15 protein-coding genes are annotated in these 20,711 nt (G+C 50.6%); 4 read left to right on the top strand and 11 right to left on the bottom strand.

All coding sequences use genetic code 11. The features are described 5' to 3' along the window. Nucleotides 1-115 precede the first annotated feature (115 nt). The 6 genes from Pan161_RS16685 to Pan161_RS16660 all read right to left on the bottom strand — a co-directional run bounded on the left by Pan161_RS16685 (nucleotide 116) and on the right by Pan161_RS16660 (nucleotide 7,979). Entirely contained in the window at nucleotides 116-979 is an 864-nt protein-coding gene (locus Pan161_RS16685; RefSeq protein WP_145228939.1) for a DUF1559 domain-containing protein, read from the bottom strand. Between the two features lie 318 nt (nucleotides 980-1,297). Continuing rightward, the gene (locus Pan161_RS16680; protein WP_145228937.1) at nucleotides 1,298-1,669 is read right to left on the bottom strand and encodes a cupin domain-containing protein; all 372 of its coding nucleotides are present in this window, start codon (nucleotides 1,667-1,669) and stop codon (nucleotides 1,298-1,300) included. 179 nt (nucleotides 1,670-1,848) lie between these two features. Next, nucleotides 1,849-3,168 carry a DUF1552 domain-containing protein gene (locus Pan161_RS16675; RefSeq protein ID WP_145228935.1) on the bottom strand — a complete coding sequence of 440 codons (1,320 nt, stop codon included), beginning with the start codon at nucleotides 3,166-3,168 and terminating at the stop codon, nucleotides 1,849-1,851. Nucleotides 3,169-3,182: 14 nt separating this feature from the next. Further along, the gene (locus tag Pan161_RS16670; RefSeq protein ID WP_232103279.1) at nucleotides 3,183-5,408 is read right to left on the bottom strand and encodes a DUF1592 domain-containing protein; all 2,226 of its coding nucleotides are present in this window, start codon (nucleotides 5,406-5,408) and stop codon (nucleotides 3,183-3,185) included. A 303-nt stretch (nucleotides 5,409-5,711) separates the two neighbouring features. Then, complete coding sequence (locus tag Pan161_RS16665) at nucleotides 5,712-6,434, bottom strand: 3-keto-disaccharide hydrolase (protein WP_145232723.1); 723 nt, start codon at nucleotides 6,432-6,434, stop codon at nucleotides 5,712-5,714. A 135-nt stretch (nucleotides 6,435-6,569) separates the two neighbouring features. Beyond that, entirely contained in the window at nucleotides 6,570-7,979 is a 1,410-nt protein-coding gene (locus tag Pan161_RS16660) for a DUF1501 domain-containing protein (RefSeq protein WP_145228931.1), read from the bottom strand. A gap of 666 nt (nucleotides 7,980-8,645) precedes the next feature. Between Pan161_RS16660 and Pan161_RS16655 the strand changes: the two genes are divergently transcribed. The 3 genes from Pan161_RS16655 to Pan161_RS16645 all read left to right on the top strand — a co-directional run bounded on the left by Pan161_RS16655 (nucleotide 8,646) and on the right by Pan161_RS16645 (nucleotide 12,053). Then, nucleotides 8,646-9,209 carry a sigma-70 family RNA polymerase sigma factor gene (locus Pan161_RS16655; protein ID WP_145228929.1) on the top strand — a complete coding sequence of 188 codons (564 nt, stop codon included), beginning with the start codon at nucleotides 8,646-8,648 and terminating at the stop codon, nucleotides 9,207-9,209. After that, entirely contained in the window at nucleotides 9,196-10,494 is a 1,299-nt protein-coding gene (locus tag Pan161_RS16650; protein ID WP_145228927.1) for an anti-sigma factor family protein, read from the top strand. The genes Pan161_RS16655 and Pan161_RS16650 overlap by 14 nt, the downstream gene beginning before the upstream one ends. 98 nt (nucleotides 10,495-10,592) lie before the next feature. Further along, a complete protein-coding gene (locus Pan161_RS16645; RefSeq protein ID WP_197995360.1) occupies nucleotides 10,593-12,053 on the top strand; it encodes a sulfatase in 1,461 nt (486 codons plus the stop codon). 18 nt (nucleotides 12,054-12,071) lie between these two features. Here Pan161_RS16645 and Pan161_RS16640 read toward each other — a convergent pair whose 3' ends face one another. The 3 genes from Pan161_RS16640 to Pan161_RS16630 form a co-directional block, all read right to left on the bottom strand. Further along, on the bottom strand, nucleotides 12,072-13,112 hold the full coding sequence (locus tag Pan161_RS16640) for a Gfo/Idh/MocA family protein (protein ID WP_145228925.1): 1,041 nt from the start codon (nucleotides 13,110-13,112) through the stop codon (nucleotides 12,072-12,074). 48 nt (nucleotides 13,113-13,160) lie between these two features. Further along, the gene (locus Pan161_RS16635; RefSeq protein ID WP_145228923.1) at nucleotides 13,161-14,450 is read right to left on the bottom strand and encodes a Gfo/Idh/MocA family protein; all 1,290 of its coding nucleotides are present in this window, start codon (nucleotides 14,448-14,450) and stop codon (nucleotides 13,161-13,163) included. A gap of 151 nt (nucleotides 14,451-14,601) precedes the next feature. Further along, entirely contained in the window at nucleotides 14,602-15,876 is a 1,275-nt protein-coding gene (locus Pan161_RS16630) for a sialidase family protein (RefSeq protein ID WP_145228921.1), read from the bottom strand. A 215-nt stretch (nucleotides 15,877-16,091) separates the two neighbouring features. Here Pan161_RS16630 and Pan161_RS16625 point away from each other — a divergent pair, with 215 nt between their 5' ends. Continuing rightward, nucleotides 16,092-17,369: an outer membrane protein assembly factor BamB family protein gene (locus Pan161_RS16625; RefSeq protein ID WP_145228919.1), complete on the top strand. Its 1,278-nt coding sequence runs from the start codon at nucleotides 16,092-16,094 to the stop codon at nucleotides 17,367-17,369. 63 nt (nucleotides 17,370-17,432) lie between these two features. On the opposite strand, the gene Pan161_RS16620 is transcribed toward Pan161_RS16625, so the two are convergent. Together Pan161_RS16620 and Pan161_RS16615 are read right to left on the bottom strand one after the other, a co-directional pair. After that, the gene (locus tag Pan161_RS16620; RefSeq protein WP_145228917.1) at nucleotides 17,433-19,349 is read right to left on the bottom strand and encodes an exo-alpha-sialidase; all 1,917 of its coding nucleotides are present in this window, start codon (nucleotides 19,347-19,349) and stop codon (nucleotides 17,433-17,435) included. Between the two features lie 81 nt (nucleotides 19,350-19,430). Then, the gene (locus Pan161_RS16615) at nucleotides 19,431-20,534 is read right to left on the bottom strand and encodes a twin-arginine translocation signal domain-containing protein (protein WP_145228915.1); all 1,104 of its coding nucleotides are present in this window, start codon (nucleotides 20,532-20,534) and stop codon (nucleotides 19,431-19,433) included. Nucleotides 20,535-20,711: the final 177 nt, after the last annotated feature.

The following is a 20,711-nucleotide window of genomic DNA, read 5'->3' as shown; positions in this document are numbered from 1 at the left end:
AGTAATGTTAATATTTGGAATACCCAATAAAAAGAGCCACAGACAGGTCTATGGCTCTCAGAAGATCGAATTGGTTTCAGCTTAGCAACCCACAGGTCGCGAGGCTGGAGAACGACTAATATTCGCCGATGACTTCTCCACCATTCTTTGTTGCCAGATCTACGTAGAGATCGCGATTGATGTTCTCGGAGATAAAGCGGACTTTTCCGTCTCCCAGCAGGAAGTGGCATCCACCAGTGTGAGTACTGTTGAACGCGTCAGAATCGGTTCCATTGATGGCCCAGGTAGCAGTATTGGTCGCGTTGGCCATGTTATCATGGACGTCATCAATCACGCCCATCCAGACGGCCCCTACATAATTACCCATGGTTGCAGCTTCGCCCACCTGGATGGTATTACTGGTCCCGTCGGTGAAGTCACGCATACGAGAAGTGACCGCGCTAGTACCAAAAGTATAAGCCTGGCTGGTGGCTTCGTTGGTGACACCCTTGTAGTTGGATTTACCAAAAACTTTGGTAGAGATATCTGTATTGATGCCACCCATAGGATCGGAAGGGCAGTTGTAGACAGGAATGGAAGCCCTGGCTCCTGTGCCACCGGTGTCAATCAAAGCAGTTGTGGTATGCCAGATTGGACAGTCTGAGGCTCCTTTCGAATTACAGTACTGGTAGAGTGGAGCCTGATCAATGAAGGGCAGAATAAAGAAGCCCCAGCCAGTGCGGATGTCTCCGGTTCCGTCGGCACAGCCACCTCCGGGAACGGTATTATAGCCATAGGGGAAGATGCGGTGTGTTTCGTGGTAGTTGTGTAATGCCAGCCCGATTTGTTTCATATTGTTTTTGCATGTGCTGCGACGTGCCGCTTCGCGTGCCTGCTGCACCGCTGGTAACAGTAATGCAATCAATATGGCGATGATAGCAATCACCACGAGTAGCTCAATCAGGGTGAATCCCTTCTTACTCTGTACGTTCCTCGACATCAAATAACTCCCCCTTAAAATTTACAGGATTAAAAAAGTGTTGAAGCTGATATGTGGATGGATAATTTAGAGTGTGTCCAGTTTGACTGTAGTGCCTCCAGGGTCAATGCGACCGAGTACGATAGATTGAGAGGCGCTAGGGTTAAATGTGACGCGTTTTAGAACTGGTGAAATGAAAAGAATTCTTAAAGATAAGATGAATATCGTACTAAATTTCTAACGGAAAGAAGGGGGATTTGGCAACAAAATTGTTAAATAATAGTATATTATCTTAACAATGGTTAAAGTGTATAGTGACAAGGCTTTGGGTTGTATATGTTATTGTCCAGTTTCTGTATCGATATAGCATGATTTGAGGAAATGCGGGTTACAGATTACGAGGAAAACCAGGTCCTCGTCTCCGATATTGGTGATCCGCTGATCGGTCATTGGAGGGATGCGCACTACATCTCCGGGATAGACTTTCGTCGGCTCGTAGTTGCCGACTTCGACCAGTCCTGTTCCCGAGAGCATGATGTAACGTTCAAACGTGCCTTTCAAACGATGGAACCGCGTGGTTCTGCCGGGCTCCACACGGGCGCGGGCAATGGACACTTCCGGGTCGATATCAGCCTGTGACATTTCCAGAATAAAGCATCCTTCTTCGAAGAAGTATTCGTCTTGCTCATTCGGGCGGGTAATGTGATCCATACTGCAGCTTCCTTTCGTCTCGTCAGTAAATCTGTTTGGTCCTCGTTTTGATATCATTTTGAATTCAGATTATGACAGCGCGATACGAGATCGTCAAAGGTATGAAAAAACTGCGTGTCCCTCTTAGAACGAAGGAACACGCAGTTGAGTGACTGTCGTTTATGGTGGAGAGAATGAATTCAGGTCAGTTCAGAAATGATGCCATCACCGCAGAAATCCGGATTCCCGAAGGTTTTGACCCGATGCCCCATGGCGTGAGCGAAAGACATCAGCAGGCGGTTGTGTGCCAGGTTTTTGAACTGCAGGGAACGTCCCATTTTAAAGTCCAGTCCTTTTCCGATCAGAACCAGGGGCACATCATTCAGCGTGTGTGAATTCCCTTTACCCAGTTCGTTGGTCCAGACGATGGTCGTGTTATCAAGCAGTGTGCCTTCGCCGTTGGATTCCGGAGTGGTATCGAGTTTTTTCACAAGGTAAGCGAGTTGCTCACAGAACCATTTATTGATTTTTGTGAGTTTCTGCTGTGAGTCTTCATCGCTGTCTGGTTTATGTGAAAGCGAATGGTGACCGTCATCGATGCCCAGCCACTTCATGCGTGCCTGACCGACGGAGTTGGTGTACTGCAGCGTCGCGACTCGTGCCATATCGTTGGCAAGGCTGTTGACCATCAGATCAATCTGCATCTTGCTGGTGACCGGCATATGGTCATTGTCATTTTTGATGCCGACTTCCTGAATGGGAACTTCGACGGCCAGTTTCTGATCCTGGCTGGCTTTCAATTCCTGTTCCATCTGTCTGACATAGCTCTCATGTTCTTCCAGTAACTGGCGGTCCGCTTTGCTGAGTTTCGTGCGTACCTTCTTCAGGTCTTCGCGGACGTCGTCCAGAATGCTGGCGAGGCTCTTGCGGTCTTTCATTGATCCGTAGATTTTTTCAAACATCTGGTAGGGGTCATCGATGGGCGCGATCGGTTTATTGGAACCCGCGTAGACCATCCGTGTCCAGGGATCGGCGCGATGCGGAACGTTCACGCCAAATTCCAGCGACCCGAATCGCGTGTGGGTTTCCTTCTGACTTTGCAGGAATCGTTTGATTTCCTGGTCGATCGAATTTCCACTGGCCCAGCCGGCGGGCGTATGGGAGCCACCCTGGATATTTCCGGGCAGTAATTCGATTCCGGTCAGCAGGCAGCTCATACCCCGCATGTGGCTGTCGCCATCTCCGCGAACGCGGTCGGCGATCCCTTTGATGACCAGCATCTGATCCTGATATGGTTTCAGAGGCTCCATAATTTCTTTGAGTTCGAATTTATCGCCTGTTTCATCGGGCCAGTAGGCTTTGGGTACGATACCGTTGGGACTGAACATCACGATGAGGCGCTGTTTACGGATACGGGCATCGGCGGCAAAGCCAAGACTGGGTAAATGCATCACCAGCGGAAGGACGGCAGTGGAGAGTCCCAGTTCTTTTAAAAATGCGCGGCGGGATTGAAAAGCCATGGTCTGTCTCTTTCTCAGGATTGAGGTTGATGTAAGGCAGCAACCTGCATGATTTCGATCAAAAGCTGTTGTATATTATAACCGGATTTTTCAAAATTTGTGGTTAATTCTTCACGGATATTCTGTCCATAGGCGTTAATCGGTTGTTTAACCGCCTGGTGGAACAACTGATCAACAAAGGCAGCATGCGCCTGGTGATCGCTGGCAATAAACTCTGCCAGATCACGTGCGCCATTAAATCTGGCGGGGACACCCGAGAGAGCCGGCAGCTCGGATGAGGCGTTAATGGTTCGTTCTGCTTCTTTTTCTCTGTATCGGCCAATCGCGTCAAAGTGCTCCAAGCTAAAACCAAGTGGATTAATGATACTGTGGCAGGACATACAGGCAGATGGTTTTGTAATGAGCGCCACTTTTTCGCGGGTGGTCATACCTGGTTTGAAATCACCGTCTTTAAATTCGGTAGCCTGAGGTGGCGGCTTGAGGGATCGCCCCAATAGCCGACGGGTCACAAACACACCACGGTGGATAGGCGAACTCAAGTTGTGATATGCGAAGTTGGCCATCAGGTAGGGGTGCGTAATTACGCCAGCCCGTTTGTCCTGGTCGAGGGATACTTTCTGGAATTCCTGATCCTCAGGCGGCTCCACGCCATAAACTTTCGCCAGACGCGGGTTGAGATAAACATAATCTGCCAGCAGTAACTGACGGTAATCGGAACCACCACTCCAGACCACATCATCAATAAACAGGTCGAGTGAAGTTCTCAGGTCGGAAACGACCTGCCCATCAAAATCGGGAAAGAGTTCTTTGTCTTTCGCGAGTTCTTCTTTTTCATCGAGTTGCAGCCAGTGATGGAAGAAATAACGCAGCTTCGCCTGGGCGCGTGGATCTTTAAGCATCCGCTGGGACTGCTGTCTGATCTGCTCTGGAGTTTTCAGCCGTCCTGCTTTGGCAGCATCATACAGTTGCCGATCAGGCATGGAATCCCATAAGCCATAAGAGAGACGTGAAGCGATGTCAAAACCGTCTGGCGCAGTAAACTCGCGGTCGGTATAGAGGAAACGGGGAGACTTTAAGATCAGCAGAATGGACCGCTTGGTAGCAAACTCCAGGGGTAACTTCTGTTGGAAATGTTGATCGACGAAAAAGGCTTTCTGCTCGTCTGTCAGAGGACGACGAAATGCCTGTTCTGCAAAGCGCTGGCAGAACTGTCTGATTTTTTCGGCTCTGTTCTTATCATCCTGTTTTGTACCCGCCATCCGATCCAGATGTTTGATTACGATTGCCATGACTTCGAGCGCCGCGGAGGTAGTCGCTTCGTCCCATGATTTGGATACTGCAATACCGCGTTCGTAACCGGAGACACTGTCATCAGGAGGGAAAATAGTCGAACAGATAAAGGTGCCGGGCACCTGTTGTGGAGTCAGGTTCCTGGCCGGGATGACTTCCTGAGCCTTATGAGGTGGTTTCCACTCAAGTACGACGGACGAAGATTTCTCTTTGTATTTGAATACATGTAATTTCAAAGTATAGGGTTTGCCTGCCAGCAGACGGATCGTCGCTTTGTGTTCTTTAGCGCGTCCCTGAGAACTGACCCATTCATCAATGATTGGTTCCTGCTCGTTCACCCACAGTCGCGCCCCGTTTTCTGTTTTGAGAATGAAGTCGTAGTCGCCCGTTTCCTCAGCCAGCACTGAGCCTTCCCATTTCATGGAAAATTCTTCAGCGTTCGTGATTTTGTCGACAGGCGTCTTATCACCAAACTGAAAGTTCACGACGGGATCAATACGTTTTTCAACCCGTTTGTCACCGCGGAAATTACGCGTTGAGAAATATTCCGCGCGTAATCCCCGTTCGCTGGTGGTGGTTTTTGCGGTTCCCAGAAACGATGATATCAGGTCCGCCGTAGTATACAGGTACTGTCGTACCGTCATGTGAGATAATTGAACCCGTGCGCTCTGATTGTCCTGCTCGGCAGGGGATGTGAAAAAATGCTGCAGGACATATGCTGCCACCTGCCGGGCGTCTTCCCCTTCGCAGAGTTCGGGATCTTCTTCGGGCATGGTTTTTTCGATGAGCATGGTCAGCTCGTCGAGTGTTTTTCGGCCGTGGAAGGGATTGGCTTTGTCAGTCACACCCTTCCCATTTGTCGCGTGACATGTAATGCAGAGTTTACGATAGATGGCCGCGCCTGTTTGAGGTTTGGATTCAGAACCAGCAGATGCAGTCTGTGCGTTCATCAGGAGACAGCCGACTGATCCGAGCAGGGAAACAGCAGTAGTCCAAATTCGGAGAGGCTTCGATTGCGGGTTGGGAATCATAAATCGCATCACAGTCTCAGGCAGGAAAAATAAGGAGGGAATGCGTTTGCGTAAGCCCTTATATAGAGGTTACGCAGACAGGCCCGCTGGGCAGCGGACCTGTATGTCCCTATTATATACTGTCCCAAACCGATCGTCAAGAATCTGGACCAGCCACAACTCCTTTGAATTACTGAGGTTAGTTTAGGAACTGGCTGTGTTTATGTTATCAGCAGGTCTACGTTATTTCAGCCGAGGTGCGGTTTGTTCCTGAGTTGTGATCCCGGGGGGGAGTTCCATAATCTGGATATTGCGGAACTGGATTTCCGCTCCTTCTGATTCCAGGCAGAGATAGCCTTTTTTGATCGACGCGTTGCGTACACCGTTGACAAATTTTCCGTTGACGGAAAGTTTGACCACCCCATCCACACAGACGACATCATACACGTTCCATTGTCCTTTCCCTTTGCAACGGTTTTCAATCGATTTGCTGCGTGTACCCCGTGGGTTATCAGGTGTAGTAATGAGGCCGTTGGCGCCGAAGAGTTCACCGTGCACATACGCAATCGGAGGCAGGCTACCATCTTTGTGTTTATGCTGATTGACCCAGTCGAGTTCGAGCATCTGGATCTCCATCCCTTTAGGAAGTCGTCTGCCCTCCGGAACGGTTCCTTCGCTCCAGGCGAAAACACCCGAGTTGCCACCCGCTTCCATGTGACGCCATTCGATATGCAATAGAAAATTTTCATACTGCTTGTCGCTGCGCATCACGCCGATGGGATGTCCCGTGCAAACCAGCATGCCATCTTTAACATACCAGGTATCTTTGTCGGTGTTGACATTCACCCAGCCGGTGAGATCTTTGCCGTTGAAGAGTGGTTTATATTGCGGCAGGTCAGCGGCTTGTACTGCGATAGAACTGCTGAGAACAATTAGAACCATTCCGATTGTGAGTCTTTGTTTCATCGTCGAATCTTTCCTGTTCGAAAGCGGTTGTTTCAGTGATGCGGCTACCATGCGAGGGTTCCCTCAAAGTAAATTTGATCATACCGGTCGCAATCGAGCGAAACAAGTAGTAGCCGCATTCATGCCGAAGACGGTTCAGGAGAGTTCCGCGATATGTCTGCCGGCGTCGAGCAGATATTGCGGGCGACCGTGGGGATCCTCGATCGTGACAGCGTGCGGATCGATACCCAGATTACGATAGAGCGTGGCGAAGATATCTTTGTAATGCACGGGGCGTTCTTTTACGGCGCTGGCTGTTCGATCCGTCGCACCGATGACCTGTCCGGTGCGCATTCCGCCGCCGGCAAGAATGGCGGGCCCCACGCGAGGCCAGTGGTCACGACCTCCTTTTTTGGAGTTGACGCGGGGAGTACGTCCAAACTCACCCCAGGCGATGATGGTCACATCGTCCAGCATACCTCGTTCTTCCAGATCGGTAACGAGGGCAGTCAATCCATGATCGACAATCGGGAGTAACTGGCGGAGGCGATCGAAGTTGCTGGAGTGCGTATCAAAATCGCTGATGGAAAGACTGACACAGCGGACACCCGCTTCTACAAGACGTCGCGCCAGCAGAAACTTTTTCACAGCCTGAGGACCTTCACTGGTATAAAAGCGAGGTTTTTCTATTTGATTTGCCGGGGTGTAGCGCGCCAGGGTAGCGGGATCTTCCTGCGACAGGTCCAGCGCATCCGCCAGGCGGCCCGATGTGAGAATGCTGACCGCTTGTTGCGAAAAACGGTCCATGGCGTCCATCATACCGCTGGCGTCCACTCTGCTACGGATCGTATCCAACTCGGAAAGCAGTGTCGTGCGGTTTTCCAGTCGTTGCAGGCTGAGAGTGGGGTTCAGTTTCAGGCTGACTTGGTGATCATTGCCGAGTCGCTTCAGTTCACTTTGCATCCCTTTTTCCAACTGGCGTTCAAACAGGTCCGAGAGATCGGGCCGGAATGGCTGGAAAGATGGTCCGAGGAATCCAGGGCGGGCACTGTTTCGAACCAGTCCACGACCCTGCATCAGGTCGACGAATAAAGGGGTACGGTCTTCTGGCGTACCTTTCAATTTCGAAACGACGGATCCCAGGGCAGGGCGTCCGCCCGTTGAGCCCAGATCTTTTTTGCTGAACCCAGACTGGCATTGGAATGCGTCGTGGGCGCCAGCAGAACCGACCAGCGATCTGATAAAGGCAAACTGGTTTGCCTGGGCCGCCATGCGAGGCAGAAGTTCGCATAATTGCACACCAGAGACATTTGTGGAGATCGGCAGAAACTCTCCGCGGATTTCAGGGGGAGCTTCCGGTTTCAGGTCAATCATATCCATATGTGGAGGGCCACCATCCAGATGCACATTGATGATGGATTTGTTTGAATTGACAATACCTGATTGTGCTTCCGCGCGTAAAAGATCGGTCAGAGTCAGTCCGGCAAAGCCGAGTGTTCCCATCTGCAGGAACTTTCGTCGTGTGCTGGAGTAGTGCTGATTCTGTACATTATAGAATGACAGCATCGATTCCCCCTGTTTATTTTCGCGAGTTCATATTCAAATGGGCCAGCGGTTGGCTCTTTGAATATGAAGCTTCTGGCAGACTTATGGATCAGCGTATGTTTATACCAGAATGTGTGGGTTTAACTCAAGCGCGATTCCGCCTCCGGGGGGGGGGGTATGACGTTATCTCAGAGAGTCTCTGTAAATCGATGGGTGTAGTAAGGAGTTGTCCAGTCTCCCCAAAACTGAGAGCCTGAAAATATAGTCCGTTTACGTGTTTATTGCACTGAACGCGGTGAGGAGAGTCAGGAAAAGTCAGCCTGCAATCGAATTGTTGAGAGCTTTATCCTGCGGGAATGAGGTGTATTTTTATCAGAATTAACTGATTTTGCAGCAGGGGGTATTCTGCCTTCTATTGTATATCGCAAAAGAGCCCAAAACGTTAACAACAAATTTCTAAAAAAGTGAGAATTGTGCTAACCTCGGAATTTTACCTGAATGATTTAAAGTTCTTCCGGTATCTTCATTTAATCTTAATACATTCTACTACAATATAAAATATTGCTATTGGTGAATGCCCAGATTACAGTTTTTCTCTCAGACCAGAATTTCGCTATCGCTCTGTTTCATCTGGTGGCATTACTTTAAAAAATAAACTAACTGTTAAAGAAAAGATGTACGTGCCCGATGGATGCGACACAAACAAGAACGCTGCAAACAGAGTCTGCGCGAAGCCGCGCTGAACTCGCACGAAACTGGGTGAAAGTTCAACCCTCTCTGATGGCATTTGTAGTGGCTTCCACGCCTCAATTCAGTGATGCAGAGGATCTGCTCCAGGATGTTGCTGCGGAAATTGCAATCCGCTATGACGAATATGACAACTCTCGTCCGTTCCTGCCTTGGGCCCTGTGGATCGCAAAGATTAAAATCGCTGATTTTTATCGTGGCAAGCGTCGTGACCGGGTATTGTTCATGGGAGAAGCGATGGATGCTTTAGCAGATGCCTGCTCCCGGGTTCAGCAGTTAATGACAGAAGAACGTGATTTACTGGAGTATTGCCTGGATCAGTTAACAGAGCGTTCGCGGCGTTTACTTGGTTTACGCTATTCAGATGATTTAAAACCAAAGCAGATTGCCGACGAATTGGGAACCTCGATGGGATCAGTGCGAGTAACATTATCCCGAATTCGGACCACATTGATGGATTGTGTTCAAAAGCGGGCTGCCGGTGAAGCGAATGTCGGAAACTAAAACGGAACTCACAGAAAGCACTGCACTCGAAGATATTGATGCCTATCTTGATGGGGAAGAGCTCTCCGAAGAAAAGGCGCGACAGCTCGAGCAGTGGATCAAGACGGACAGCGAAAATGCTGACCAGGCCTTTCGTCGCGTGTTTTTGCATTCCTACCTGCGAGAGCGTTTCCAGGTTCGCTCGATTGGTGAAGCACAGGCACGTGAGCGGGAAAAACAACTCAAAGAGCCATTGATTCTGCCGGCGGAAACGGAAATTGAGATTAATTCCGTGCCACCAAAGCCTGAACCTAAAACAAAACAGAAACCAGCGCCAGGACAGCGAATCCTGACCTGGCGCTGGTTTCTGTTAATCGGGATTGGCATTGTGTCGACCATTAATCTCTCGGTGATGTTCATCAAAGACTTTCAGTTGCCTTATGATGAAGACAAGGCATTCGAACCGATCAACTTCGAGTCGAACTATGTCAAAAAAACATTTCTCATGGCGCGGAAAGCAGCTCAGCCATTTATCTATGAAGGCTTCAATTATTCTGAGAATCTCCTGGGTGAAAAACAATCAGAGGGAATTAACGATCTGACAGGTGGAGTCGGCTGGGCTGGTTCCTGGGATGATGAAGGACGAAATCGATCTGCGATTGTGCACGATACCAAGAAAGCGAATCTTGGGAAAAACGATATGCGGCTGTTTGGACAGCTCGGGTTTTCCGATCAGTATGGCAACATGCTGTTAACCAAAGGAGGACAGTATCGTTCGGGGGCAGGTTCTGAAACCATCGCCGTTCGTCATATCGATTTGCAACAGGTGCCTAATGCACTGTCAGACTCCAAAGGATTTGGAGCCGACGGAGAAATTCTGTGGCTGAGCTTCATGGCGCAGTCCTATGACAACGCTGGCGGTGGTCGTTATGCTTATCTCGATTTCGGAAATGAAGAATCCAGCTTGCGAATTGGCAAACTGGCGTCTGCGGACCGCGGTAACTGGGCGGCGGCGGGCCAGGTGAATGGTACCGAAATCAATACCGCCTCGAGTGAGGTCCTCTCCGGACAGGCTGCATTAATTATTGTGCGGATTCTGTTTCGCCCGGGCGCGGAGGAAGTGGATCTCTGGTTGAATCCCCCCCTGAATCAGAATCCTGATCTGGAAGATGTGGATCTCCGACTGATGGCACCTGACCTGCGTATCGAACGGGTTAAGATCGTCAGTAATTATTCCACGGACTTCGATGAACTGCGCGTGGGGGTCTCATTCGTAGATGTCATTCCAGCTGGCGATTATGACTGAGAGAGTTGTGACCTGTTCCTGCGGATCATAGAATGAATGTTTGCTGTGACGAAAAATGTTGCATCGGTATTCTTTTCTTCTGATCGCCAGGGTGAACGATGAAATTGTCTGCTTTTCAGTTTATTGCCTGCTGCCTGCTGTTCTGCTCGAACCAGATTCATGCGGCCGAAAAACCATATAACGTGCTGTTTATTATCTCAGACGATCTGACGGCAACCGCGCTCTCCTGTTATGGGAATCAGGTATGTCAGACTCCCCACATCGATAGCATCGCAGCCCGGGGGACGCGTTTCACGCATGCTTACTGTCAGGCGACGTATTGCGGTCCTTCCCGAGCTTCTTTTATGTCGGGGTATTATCCCCATGCCTCTAAAGCGTACGGTTATGTAAGCCCGCGGGCGTATATTGGTGACCGTCCTACCTGGGCGCAACATTTCAAAAATCACGGCTATTACTCAGCCCGCGTCAGTAAAATTTATCACATGGGTGTTCCCGGTGATATTGAAAAAGGAAACGATGGCACTGATGATCCTGCTTCATGGACCGAGCGATTCAACAGCCAGGGCCCTGAATGGACTGCTCCCGGGAATGGGGAAACACTGGAAAACAACCCGGATGGAAAGAAACCCGCGGTCGGAGGAAATACGTTCGTAGTAGTTGAAGCAGACGGCGATGATCTGGTGCACTCTGACGGTAAGACTGCGCGGAAAGCAGTCGAACTGATCGCGAAACATAAAGACGAACCTTTCTTTCTGGGCGTTGGTTTTGTGAGACCGCATGTACCATTTGTCGCGCCGCAGACCTACTTTCCTCCTTTTCTGCCCTATTCCAAACATGTGCTGCCTGAAAAAGTGGATGGAGACTGGGCTGACATTCCCAAGCTGGGGATTAATTACAAAACCAGTTTGAATATGAAAATGGATGTCAGACGTCAGAAAAAAGCGGTGGGTGGATACCTGGCATCGGTGGCCTACATGGATGCACAGGTGGGAAAAGTTCTAGATGCCGTCAAACAGGCGGGCATTGAGGATCGGACGATCGTGATCTTCACCAGCGATCACGGCTATCATCTAGGCGAACATGACTTTTGGGCCAAGGTGAGTCTGCATGAAGAGTCGGCGGCAGTTCCTTTGATCATCAGTGTACCCGGCAAGCAGCCCGCGGTTTGTAATTCGCTGGTTGAGTTGCTGGACTTATATCCCACCATCAGCAGCCTATGTAGTTTAAAGATTCCGGCTGGTATTCAGGGCAAAGATCTGTCACCACTCCTGGATGATCCCACCAGGCGCGTGCGTGATACCGCATTCAGCGTGGACCCGCGAAACAAGGGGAACCGTGGCTTTCTACTGCGAGATGAACGCTGGGCCTATATCCAATACAAGGAAGATGCTTCCGGTGGAATCGAATTGTATGACATGCAGAATGATCCACGGCAGTTTACCAATCTGGCTGAACGACCGGAAAACCAGTTGACAGTGAAGGTGTTTAAAGAGAAACTCGCCGAGAAATTAAAAGACATTCGCACGAATGATCTGGGACACACCTATTCACAGCGTTAAGTAGTTGCGAAGAACCCTTCAGTCGATACGGATGTGTTGCGTCTCTCCGATCTCAGCAGCCTTGTAAGCTGCATAGATGGTTCTTAACACCTGCAGACTGTCGTGGCTGTCGAGCGTGGGAGGTTCCTTATCCAGAACCGATCGCACGGCGGCATGCACACAGGGGGAGTAGCCACGAGGTTGAATGGATTCTTCGAATTTATGGACCGTGCCTGGTTTATCTGAATTGAGAGACCATTGCAGGTGCTTGCCGGTGGAGTAATCCATTTCCAGCCAGCCTTTGGAGCCCCAGATTTTAATCAGCGACTGTTTACCTCGATTGGTATAATATCCGGAGGTCATCGTCCCCAGGAAGCCTTTGTCGAACTTGAGGCTGAGAGCGGCTGAATCTTCCACATCGAGAGGCTGACCACCGATATTGGTGATGAAACCGCTGACATCGGTAATTTTGGAATCGGTAATATACATGCCCAGGTCAAGCCAGTGAATGCCCAGCCAGATCAGGTGTCCGCCCCCTGCGCGTGCTTTCTGTGCAAACCAGCCGGACTGATAGCTCTTGCTGGTCAAGCGGGTCTGGTCGGCAATGAAATTGAGTTCGATGCCGTAAATCTTTCCGAGCGTCCCTTTGCGAATCATGCGGCGGGCAGCTTTGACTTCGGGATTGTTCCGATTGGCCAGCGCCAGCATCAGATTGAGATGTTTGCTGTCCGCTTTCTGCACCAGAGCTTCAAAGGCATCGATATTCGTACAGGCAGGTTTTTCTGCAAAGACAGGGCAGTCGTGATCCAGCGCGATGTCAATCGCTGCGGGGGCTTTACCGGCTTCGAGCGTAATCAGCGCCAGATCCGGCTTCTCTTTCTGAAAAAGTTCTGCAGGGCTGTTATAGACCCGCGTGAGTTTATCACCCAGCTTTTTGCGGGCTTCCTCGACATGCTTCTGACCTTCATCGCTGAGGATGACTTCGCTGATGTCTTCACAAGAGGCGAGTGCCGGGAAATACGCGCCGAGATGCGCAGACGTTTCACTGATGATAAGTGCAACCTTTGCTTTGTCTGCCATGAATCTGCTTTCTCTTTATCTGTATCTTTGTTGAAGATCATTCGGAATTTAAACTTGAGGCAGTTCATACCCGTCTCGATACTGGCGGGACAAATATTGATTGGCCTCTTTGTCTTCGGGGAAAGTTTCGGTTTTGGGATCGAAGACCAGTCGCCTGCCGGTACGATACGAAATATTGCCGAGGTGACTGAGCATGGCGGAATAGTGCCCCTCTTCAATTTCTGCCAGCAGATCGGCTGATTTACGGCTCTTCACACAATCGATGAAGTTCTGGTAATGAGTCGGCGTGTCCTGCCATTTCTCTTCAAATGCAGGGCCGCGCTCGTGTTTGTAGAAGATACGGTAACCCGAACGATCGACCATCATGAAACCCTTATCGCCATAGAATATGTTGTCATTATCGTGTCGATGGGCCTGCAGACGATAAGGAGTGAAATCGCGCTGTTCATAGACGTAGAGCAGGTCATCGTATTCCCAGGTAACGACCATTGTGTCCGGTGTCTGTTGCGCATCCCCTTTGGAACCCAGCTTGGCGCCACTGCAGGAGACCGCGTTCGGTGCTTTCAGATTCATGCCCCAGCGACCGATGTCGATCTGGTGTACTCCATCATTGCCGATATCACCGGTTCCGAATTCCCAGGTCCAATGCCAGGCCGTATGGAATCGATTGCGGTTGAATGGTTGTTTTTTTCCAGGACCCAGCCAGAGATCATAGTTCACTCCACTGGGGACTGGTTCATCGGGGCGGACAGGATACAAGGCTCGGCGCTGATTGTTGATGGCTTTCACCATCATTACTTTGCCGATGGCGCCATCCTGAATCTGTTTCCAGGCTTTCTGATATACGGGAGTCGCGCGGAGATTCGTGCCATGCTGCACGACGCGTTTGTATTTACGAGCCGCATTCACCAGCTGCCGACCTTCATGAATATTATGTGAACAGGGCTTTTCAACGTACACATCCTTACCGGCCTGGCAGGCCACGATGGCAGCCGGTGTGTGCCAGTGATCGGGGGTGGCGATGGCGATCGCATCAATTTCATTCCCGTCGAGCAGCGTGCGGAAATCTTCAACCTGTCTGGGACGCTTCGCTCCTGATTTTTCAATCTGATCGGCCATCTGTCCTGAACGGCTCTGGTCGGGATCGCAGACCGCAACCAGCTGACTGTCGGGAAGTTTCGAAAACCAACTGCCCAGCCCCCGTCCTCGTCCACCGCAGCCAACGAGTGCAACATTTACTTTGTCATTCGCAGTGTAAGCAGCCTGACTGAGAGAAGACATCCCGGCCCAGACTACAGGAACGGTTCCCAGAAACTCACGACGGTTCAAGCGACTCATAACGATTCTCCTTCAGGGGCGTGCTGACTGTAGATACTTCGTCTCTTTGGATGGCTGTTATCCTACCATGCGTACGAATGATATATCAAGTGCCGTTTATGTTAGGCTTTGTTTTCGCTCTGATGTGTCAGAAAATCAGTTCGATTGATATTTATTTCATAAACTTGTTGGGACGTTTCCAGAGAATTTTGGAGACGTATACACTATTATCCGAACCGTACTTATTGTCGACGGGCATCACATAATCCGGGCCGAAGCGCTGCATCCATTCGCTGACGATGACCCAGGTTTCGTTCTCGTTGACATCGACGACGCCGAAGTTGCCCAGGCGGGCGCCACGTTCCGGAACCAGAATACGTTCAGAGTCGCGAATGATGGCCATCTTTTCGGGATTAACACGGCCCAGAATCAGCGGGGCGCGGTGACGGATGATATGATCGTTGTTTGCACCGCGGCGGGTGTAGACCAGATACAGTCCGTCCGTGTGAGTAACCCAATGGGCCTGAGTGTTGTAACTGCCTAAATCCTTGCCGTCTTCGAACGTCCACTTTTGTGGCGCTGGAAAATGCAGTCCATCTTTACTGCGAGTGACATATGCGGCATTGTCGTTCCGCAGCGTGAGATAGAACCAGTCCCCAAATTTCGCAATGGAAGGTTCCGCAAAACCTCTGCCATCGTCGATGGAGAGTTCGTTACCATGCTCAATGTATTTCAGTGTGTGACCATCAAAGCGACAGCGGAGTACCATCACGTCAGAGTATTTTCTTTCAGGGCGTTGATAATAGACAGGGAGCAGGATGTCACCGTTCGGCAGATCATAACGTTGCACCGAGCCGGCACCGCTGCTGATGAATTCCGGACCATCTGGAAGCTTAAGAGATTTCCAGGGGGACCAGAGGTTCTTATCAGGATCATATATCGCATAGGAGGAAACGCGGATGTTCTTTTTCTTGTCAATACGGTTATTGTAATAACGGACAGTATGCCCGATACCGAGTAGGGTTTTTGATTTGGCGTGCCATTGTGGCCAGAAGTCGGAGACAACCACTTCGCCTCCATCGGGAAGATTGTGACGACTGAGGTTTTTCTGTTCGACAGGACCTTGCCAGGTAATTCCCAGGTCATTGGTCCGCATGGAATTCAAGGCATAGAAGATATCGCTACCTGAGAGCAGCAATTTCTGCATTGTCATTACGACAATCGGATTGTCGAGATCATTGCCGGGCGCGCCCACGGGAATCGCACCGGCTCGGGCATGCACCCAGCAGGTCTTGCCGTCATAACCCTTGGTGGCAGTAGTGAGCTGAATACGAAAGTCGAGAGACTCCCGTTTCAAATCCGCTTTTTTCTGAGCGAATAGATTGCTGTGGGGAGCACAAAACAGGATGAGTGTGAATATGATATAGACAACAGCATTCAATGGCATGATTCAGCTCCCTGGTCAATGTCGTAAGAGTCATGTAGTAGCGTGATGATCAGAGATTCATCTTAACCCCTTGCTTTCCTCTGAGCAATCATGGTCTGATTGTTTGTTGAATGGTCAAAATGCTTGCGATTGAGTACAGACCGCTTACAATAAAGTCCATTCTTGCCACAATCTGGACAACTTCGCAGTCGTACCTTCCTGAAGAAAGCACACCCATGTTTCGAGCCCTGATTTTCTGCCTGTCGATTCTCTCAGTTTCAATCAGTTGCCCTGCTGAAGAACAGGAACCTTTGAAGCCGAAACCGATCCAGGTGGAAGCGTCTGACTGGCCCTGGTGGCGGGGCCCCGCACGAAACGGCATTGCTGATTCAAGTCAGAATCCACCGCTCCAATGGAGCGCGACGGAGAACATTCTCTGGAAATCGCCGATTCAAGGTCGAGGTTATAGCTCACCGACGGTTGTGGGAAACCGGATCTTTCTGGCTTCGGCTGATACGGAAAACGAGACCCAGTTTGTATTGTGTTATGACCGGGAGACCGGAAAACAACTCTGGAAAACCGTAGTCTTCACCGGTGGTTTAAGCAAAAAGGGGAATAAGAAATCAACGCACGCCTCATCAACGGTCGCCTGTGATGGGACGAAAGTCTATATCAACTTCATCAACAACGGAGCCGCGTATACGAGCGCACTGTCGCTGGAGGGTCGATTGATCTGGCAGACGAAGATCACAGACTACATCATTCACCAGGGCTATGGCTCTTCGCCCGCCATTTATCAGGATCTGGTCATTGTATCAGCGGACAACAAAGGGGGCGGTGCGGTTGCTGCACTGAACCGCGCGACCGGAATGGTGGTCTGGAAAATAGATCGTCCCGCTACCGCTAATTATCCCTCGCCCATTATTCTGGAAGTGGCGGGCAAAGAACAGGTACTGATGACCGGCTGTAATCTGGTGACCGGGATCGCGCCGCTGACCGGGAAGAAACTCTGGGAAATTGAAGGAGCTACGACTGAATGTGTGACATCGACGGTGACGAACGGAGAGTTGATTCTGACCAGTGGCGGTTATCCCAAGAATCACATCGCTGCTGTCAAAGCCGATGGTTCAGGTGAGGTCGTCTGGGAGAACAGCAACCGCATGTATGTGCCTTCCATGTTGATTCAGGATAACAAAATTTATTCGGTGACTGACAACGGGGTCGCGGTCTGCTGGGATGTGAAAACCGGTAAAGAGATCTGGAAAGGGCGTCTGGGGGGCACGTTCAGTTCGTCTCCGGTTCTGGTGGATGATCGAATTTATGTGACCAACGAAGCAGGCGAAACCTATATCTTCAAAGCAAGTCCCAAAGAATTTGAACTGCTGGGGGAAAACAAACTGGGAACCGAAGTTTTTGCGACTCCCACGTTCTGTGACAGCCGGATTTATATGCGGGTATCTCAGGAAGGGGACGGCAAGCGACAGGAAATGCTGTACTGCATCGGCAGGAAGTAGCTCGACTCGCTAAAACGAACATGCTCCCCGCATCCGAAATGAAACGGGGAGCATGATTCGAAATCAGTCCGCCTCTGGTTGATAGAACCAGGCGAGTGGCATTGAACGAAAGCGGGATGAGATCATGCGGTTTTCGTCTCCCACATAGTAGCTCATGACGGCGCGCCCGTGGTAAAATGTGAGACTGATGTAAGAATAGGTGTGGTCTGCATCCGTCTCCAGATTCTTTTTGAGCTTCCAGGTTTTGCCTTCATCATCGCTGATGGCAGCAGTCAGCGGTGTTCGTTTTCCGCTGTGTCCAGCGCCGGGTTCAAAGTTATCATTCCAGATTAGTAGTAGATCGCCAGTGGAAGGAATGCGGCGCAGTGTGGCTGGGGCTTCAGGAGCCCGCACACCCCAGGAAACGGGTTTGCTCCAGGTATCACCTTTGTCACTCGAGAGACTGGAACCGATATGACCAGACTGCGTACGGAAAATCATCAGCACATTGCCGTCTTTCAATTCAAAGACTTCCGGTTCCATCGCACCCCGTTTGGCATAGTCGACGTTGTCTTTGGACTGCTTCCAGGTTTTTCCCTGATCATCTGAAATGAAACAAGTGCAGACAAAGTGATTGTTCTTGTGGACATCGGGGGTCGAAGCCACCGGGGCCAGCCAGCGACCATTTGAGAGAATCGTAATTCGGTCGTTGTTCATCACGTGATAACCGGGGGGCGTTGTAATTTCGATGGGTGGTCCGAAGGTTTTGCCGTTATCTTCTGAAACTTTGAGATAGGCTTTGAGGTCGGACAGCGTATTTTTCTTGAGATAAAACAGTCCGATGGGGCGTTTTTCCTGCATCGGTCCAGCCAGGTATCGCAGTGTCGCCGACATCACGTTTTTCTTACCCGTATTTTCCTGCAGGACACGCTGTTTTCCCCAGGTACGACCGCCGTCCGTAGATTTTTTCGCGATGATGCGTGCGGTCGCAAAGTCTGAGCCACTGCCGATAAACTGAGTTGTGGCATACAGTAGCGAACCATCGTTTAAGGGGAGGATGGAGCCTTCGCTGTAGCGGGGATATTCTTTGGATGCTTCATAGACATCATTGACAACAATTTCGTCTTGGGGAGGTTCACTTTTGGCTAAGACGATCAAAGCCTGGGCGGCGCGAATACGGGCATCCCGGTTTTTATCGCTGAGCTGTTTGATCAGTTTTTCTTTAAGGTTGGTCGCTCCCGCTTCGCCGGCAAAGATGGCAGAATACGTTTTGACGGCTGCATTATCGCTGGAGAGATTAGCTTTGACGGCTGCTAAGCCCTCCGGATCACCGTGCATGGCGAGTGCCGTCTCAAAATACGCGCGGGTGAAGGGATCGTTGGTCCGTTTCAGATTGGCTTTGAGAGCGGGAATGTCCTGTTTATCGCCTATGCGAGCGATGATCCAGGCAGCCGTCGCGGCAATGCTGACATCATCGTCTTGCAGGAATTTACGAACGACTTTAAAGGCCTCCGGATTGCCCCAGCGACAGAGCAGGGCGGCAGCCATCATTGCCTTTTTAGGATTGTCAGATTTCATCGCTTCACGAATCAGAATCCCATCGCCCAGTTCGTTGACTTTGTAGAGCGATTCGCAGGCATGTACGTGGCCATGGGAATCTTTACCGGCGAGAATCTGAAACATGATGGCGGCCTTGGAGCGGTCGCCGGCACGGACCAGTTCGCGAGCCAGGCCACAGCGGTGCTGGTCGTCCTTTTCGGTTTTGAGTTTGGGTTCAATAATCTGACGGACTTCATCCCCTTTGCCAGCCAGGGTCAACGCTTCTGCGGCATGCATTGATGGCCAGAACTCATCGCTGTTTATAGCTTCCCGTAGAACTTCCAGGCAGCGTTTTTCCGTTTCCGGACTCAATTTAATTTTGGGGGTCGGTGAATCAACGTTTGCCAGTGAGGGGATACAGTAAAACAGCAAGAGTGTCAGTACCAGTGAGATCTGTTTCATGTTGTGGCTTCTATTGTTAAGTGAGAGTCTAGTGGCATTCAATGATTCAGGTGAGGCGAATGACGATTCAGCAGGCCGTTGTCAGCTGAGTCGTTTCAGTTTACTGACGCGTCCGGTGGCAACCCACTCGGCGACGAAAATATCTCCATTCTGATCGAAACAGGCGTCATGGGGATGTACGAAGCGTCCAACCTGCCATTGATCCGGGGTTTCCCGCATGCGAGGCTTGGCAGATTTCATGGTTTTTTCCCATTCCTTGTCCTGGCCCAGCTGCGCAATCACTTGATTGTCTTTATCAAGCAGTGTGATGCGGGAAGCCAGGTCAGGGACGAGCAGCAGGTCCTGGTAGGTATCAAGGTTGGCGGGGAGAATGAAGCCGGTCATGGTCTGCAGATGCTTGCCATCCAGCGTGAACCACTGCAGGCGGGCGTTTGCGCGGTCGGCGACGACGACTGACGGTTCGCGTCCTGTTCGGTCATCAATCCACAGACCGTGGGGCAGTTTGAATTTACCATCTTCTTTTCCTTCTCCTCCGAAGGCAGACAGCCAGAGTCCGTTTTTGTCGTAGCGGTGGATCTGATACGCGCCATAGCCGTCGGCCAGATAAAAACCACCATCGGGATGGAAAGCAAAGTTGGTCGGCAGGAAACGATCGCGGCCCCAGACTTTCTCCGGATTGGTCGCTTCCCCTTCGGCATAACATTTTGAAATCATGGGGGCATATTTCTGCCAGACGGTTTCCCCTTTGAGATCCAGCTTGGCAAACGTTTTCAGATGCTGATAGGCGGTCACATACAGGAACTGGTCAGTCCCCTCCTGGCGCACTTCCAGTCCATGCCCGCCTCCCTGGAACTGTTTTCCGAACGAACGAACATATTTTCCCTTGGGATCAAATACGAAGATCGAAGGATGATCAGTCTGCTCGGCGCGACCTTCATGTATTACATAGACGAATCCGTCTTTATCGACGGCAACATTGTGTGTTGTCTGCCAGGTGAATTCGGAAGGCAGTTGGGCCCAGTCGTGTGTGACCTCATATTTGTGATCTCCTGAGCCGAGAATGACGCGGGAATCGGTTTTGGAATCAGCGTGGATGGCCGGCGCCCCGAACAGAGCCGCTGTGGTGCCAGCGGCTGTGGTTTTCAGAAAATCCCGACGTGACTGTGTGTGTCTGGAAAAACTCATCTCTTTGCTCCCGGAGAGGCTGACTGACGTATGAAAACGGATATACAGAATCAGAGCCCGTATCAGTAAACTGTAACCTGAGTGAGTACCGGAATCAATTCGGAACTCGCAGGTTCCTGCATTTCCGGAGATGCGGGAACGGTTCCGAGATTCGATTGTTGTAAGGTGTTTGAAGTG

This window comes from Gimesia algae (assembly GCF_007746795.1).
GTDB lineage: Bacteria > Planctomycetota > Planctomycetia > Planctomycetales > Planctomycetaceae > Gimesia > Gimesia algae.
This window is presented reverse-complemented; position numbering and strand designations above follow the sequence as displayed.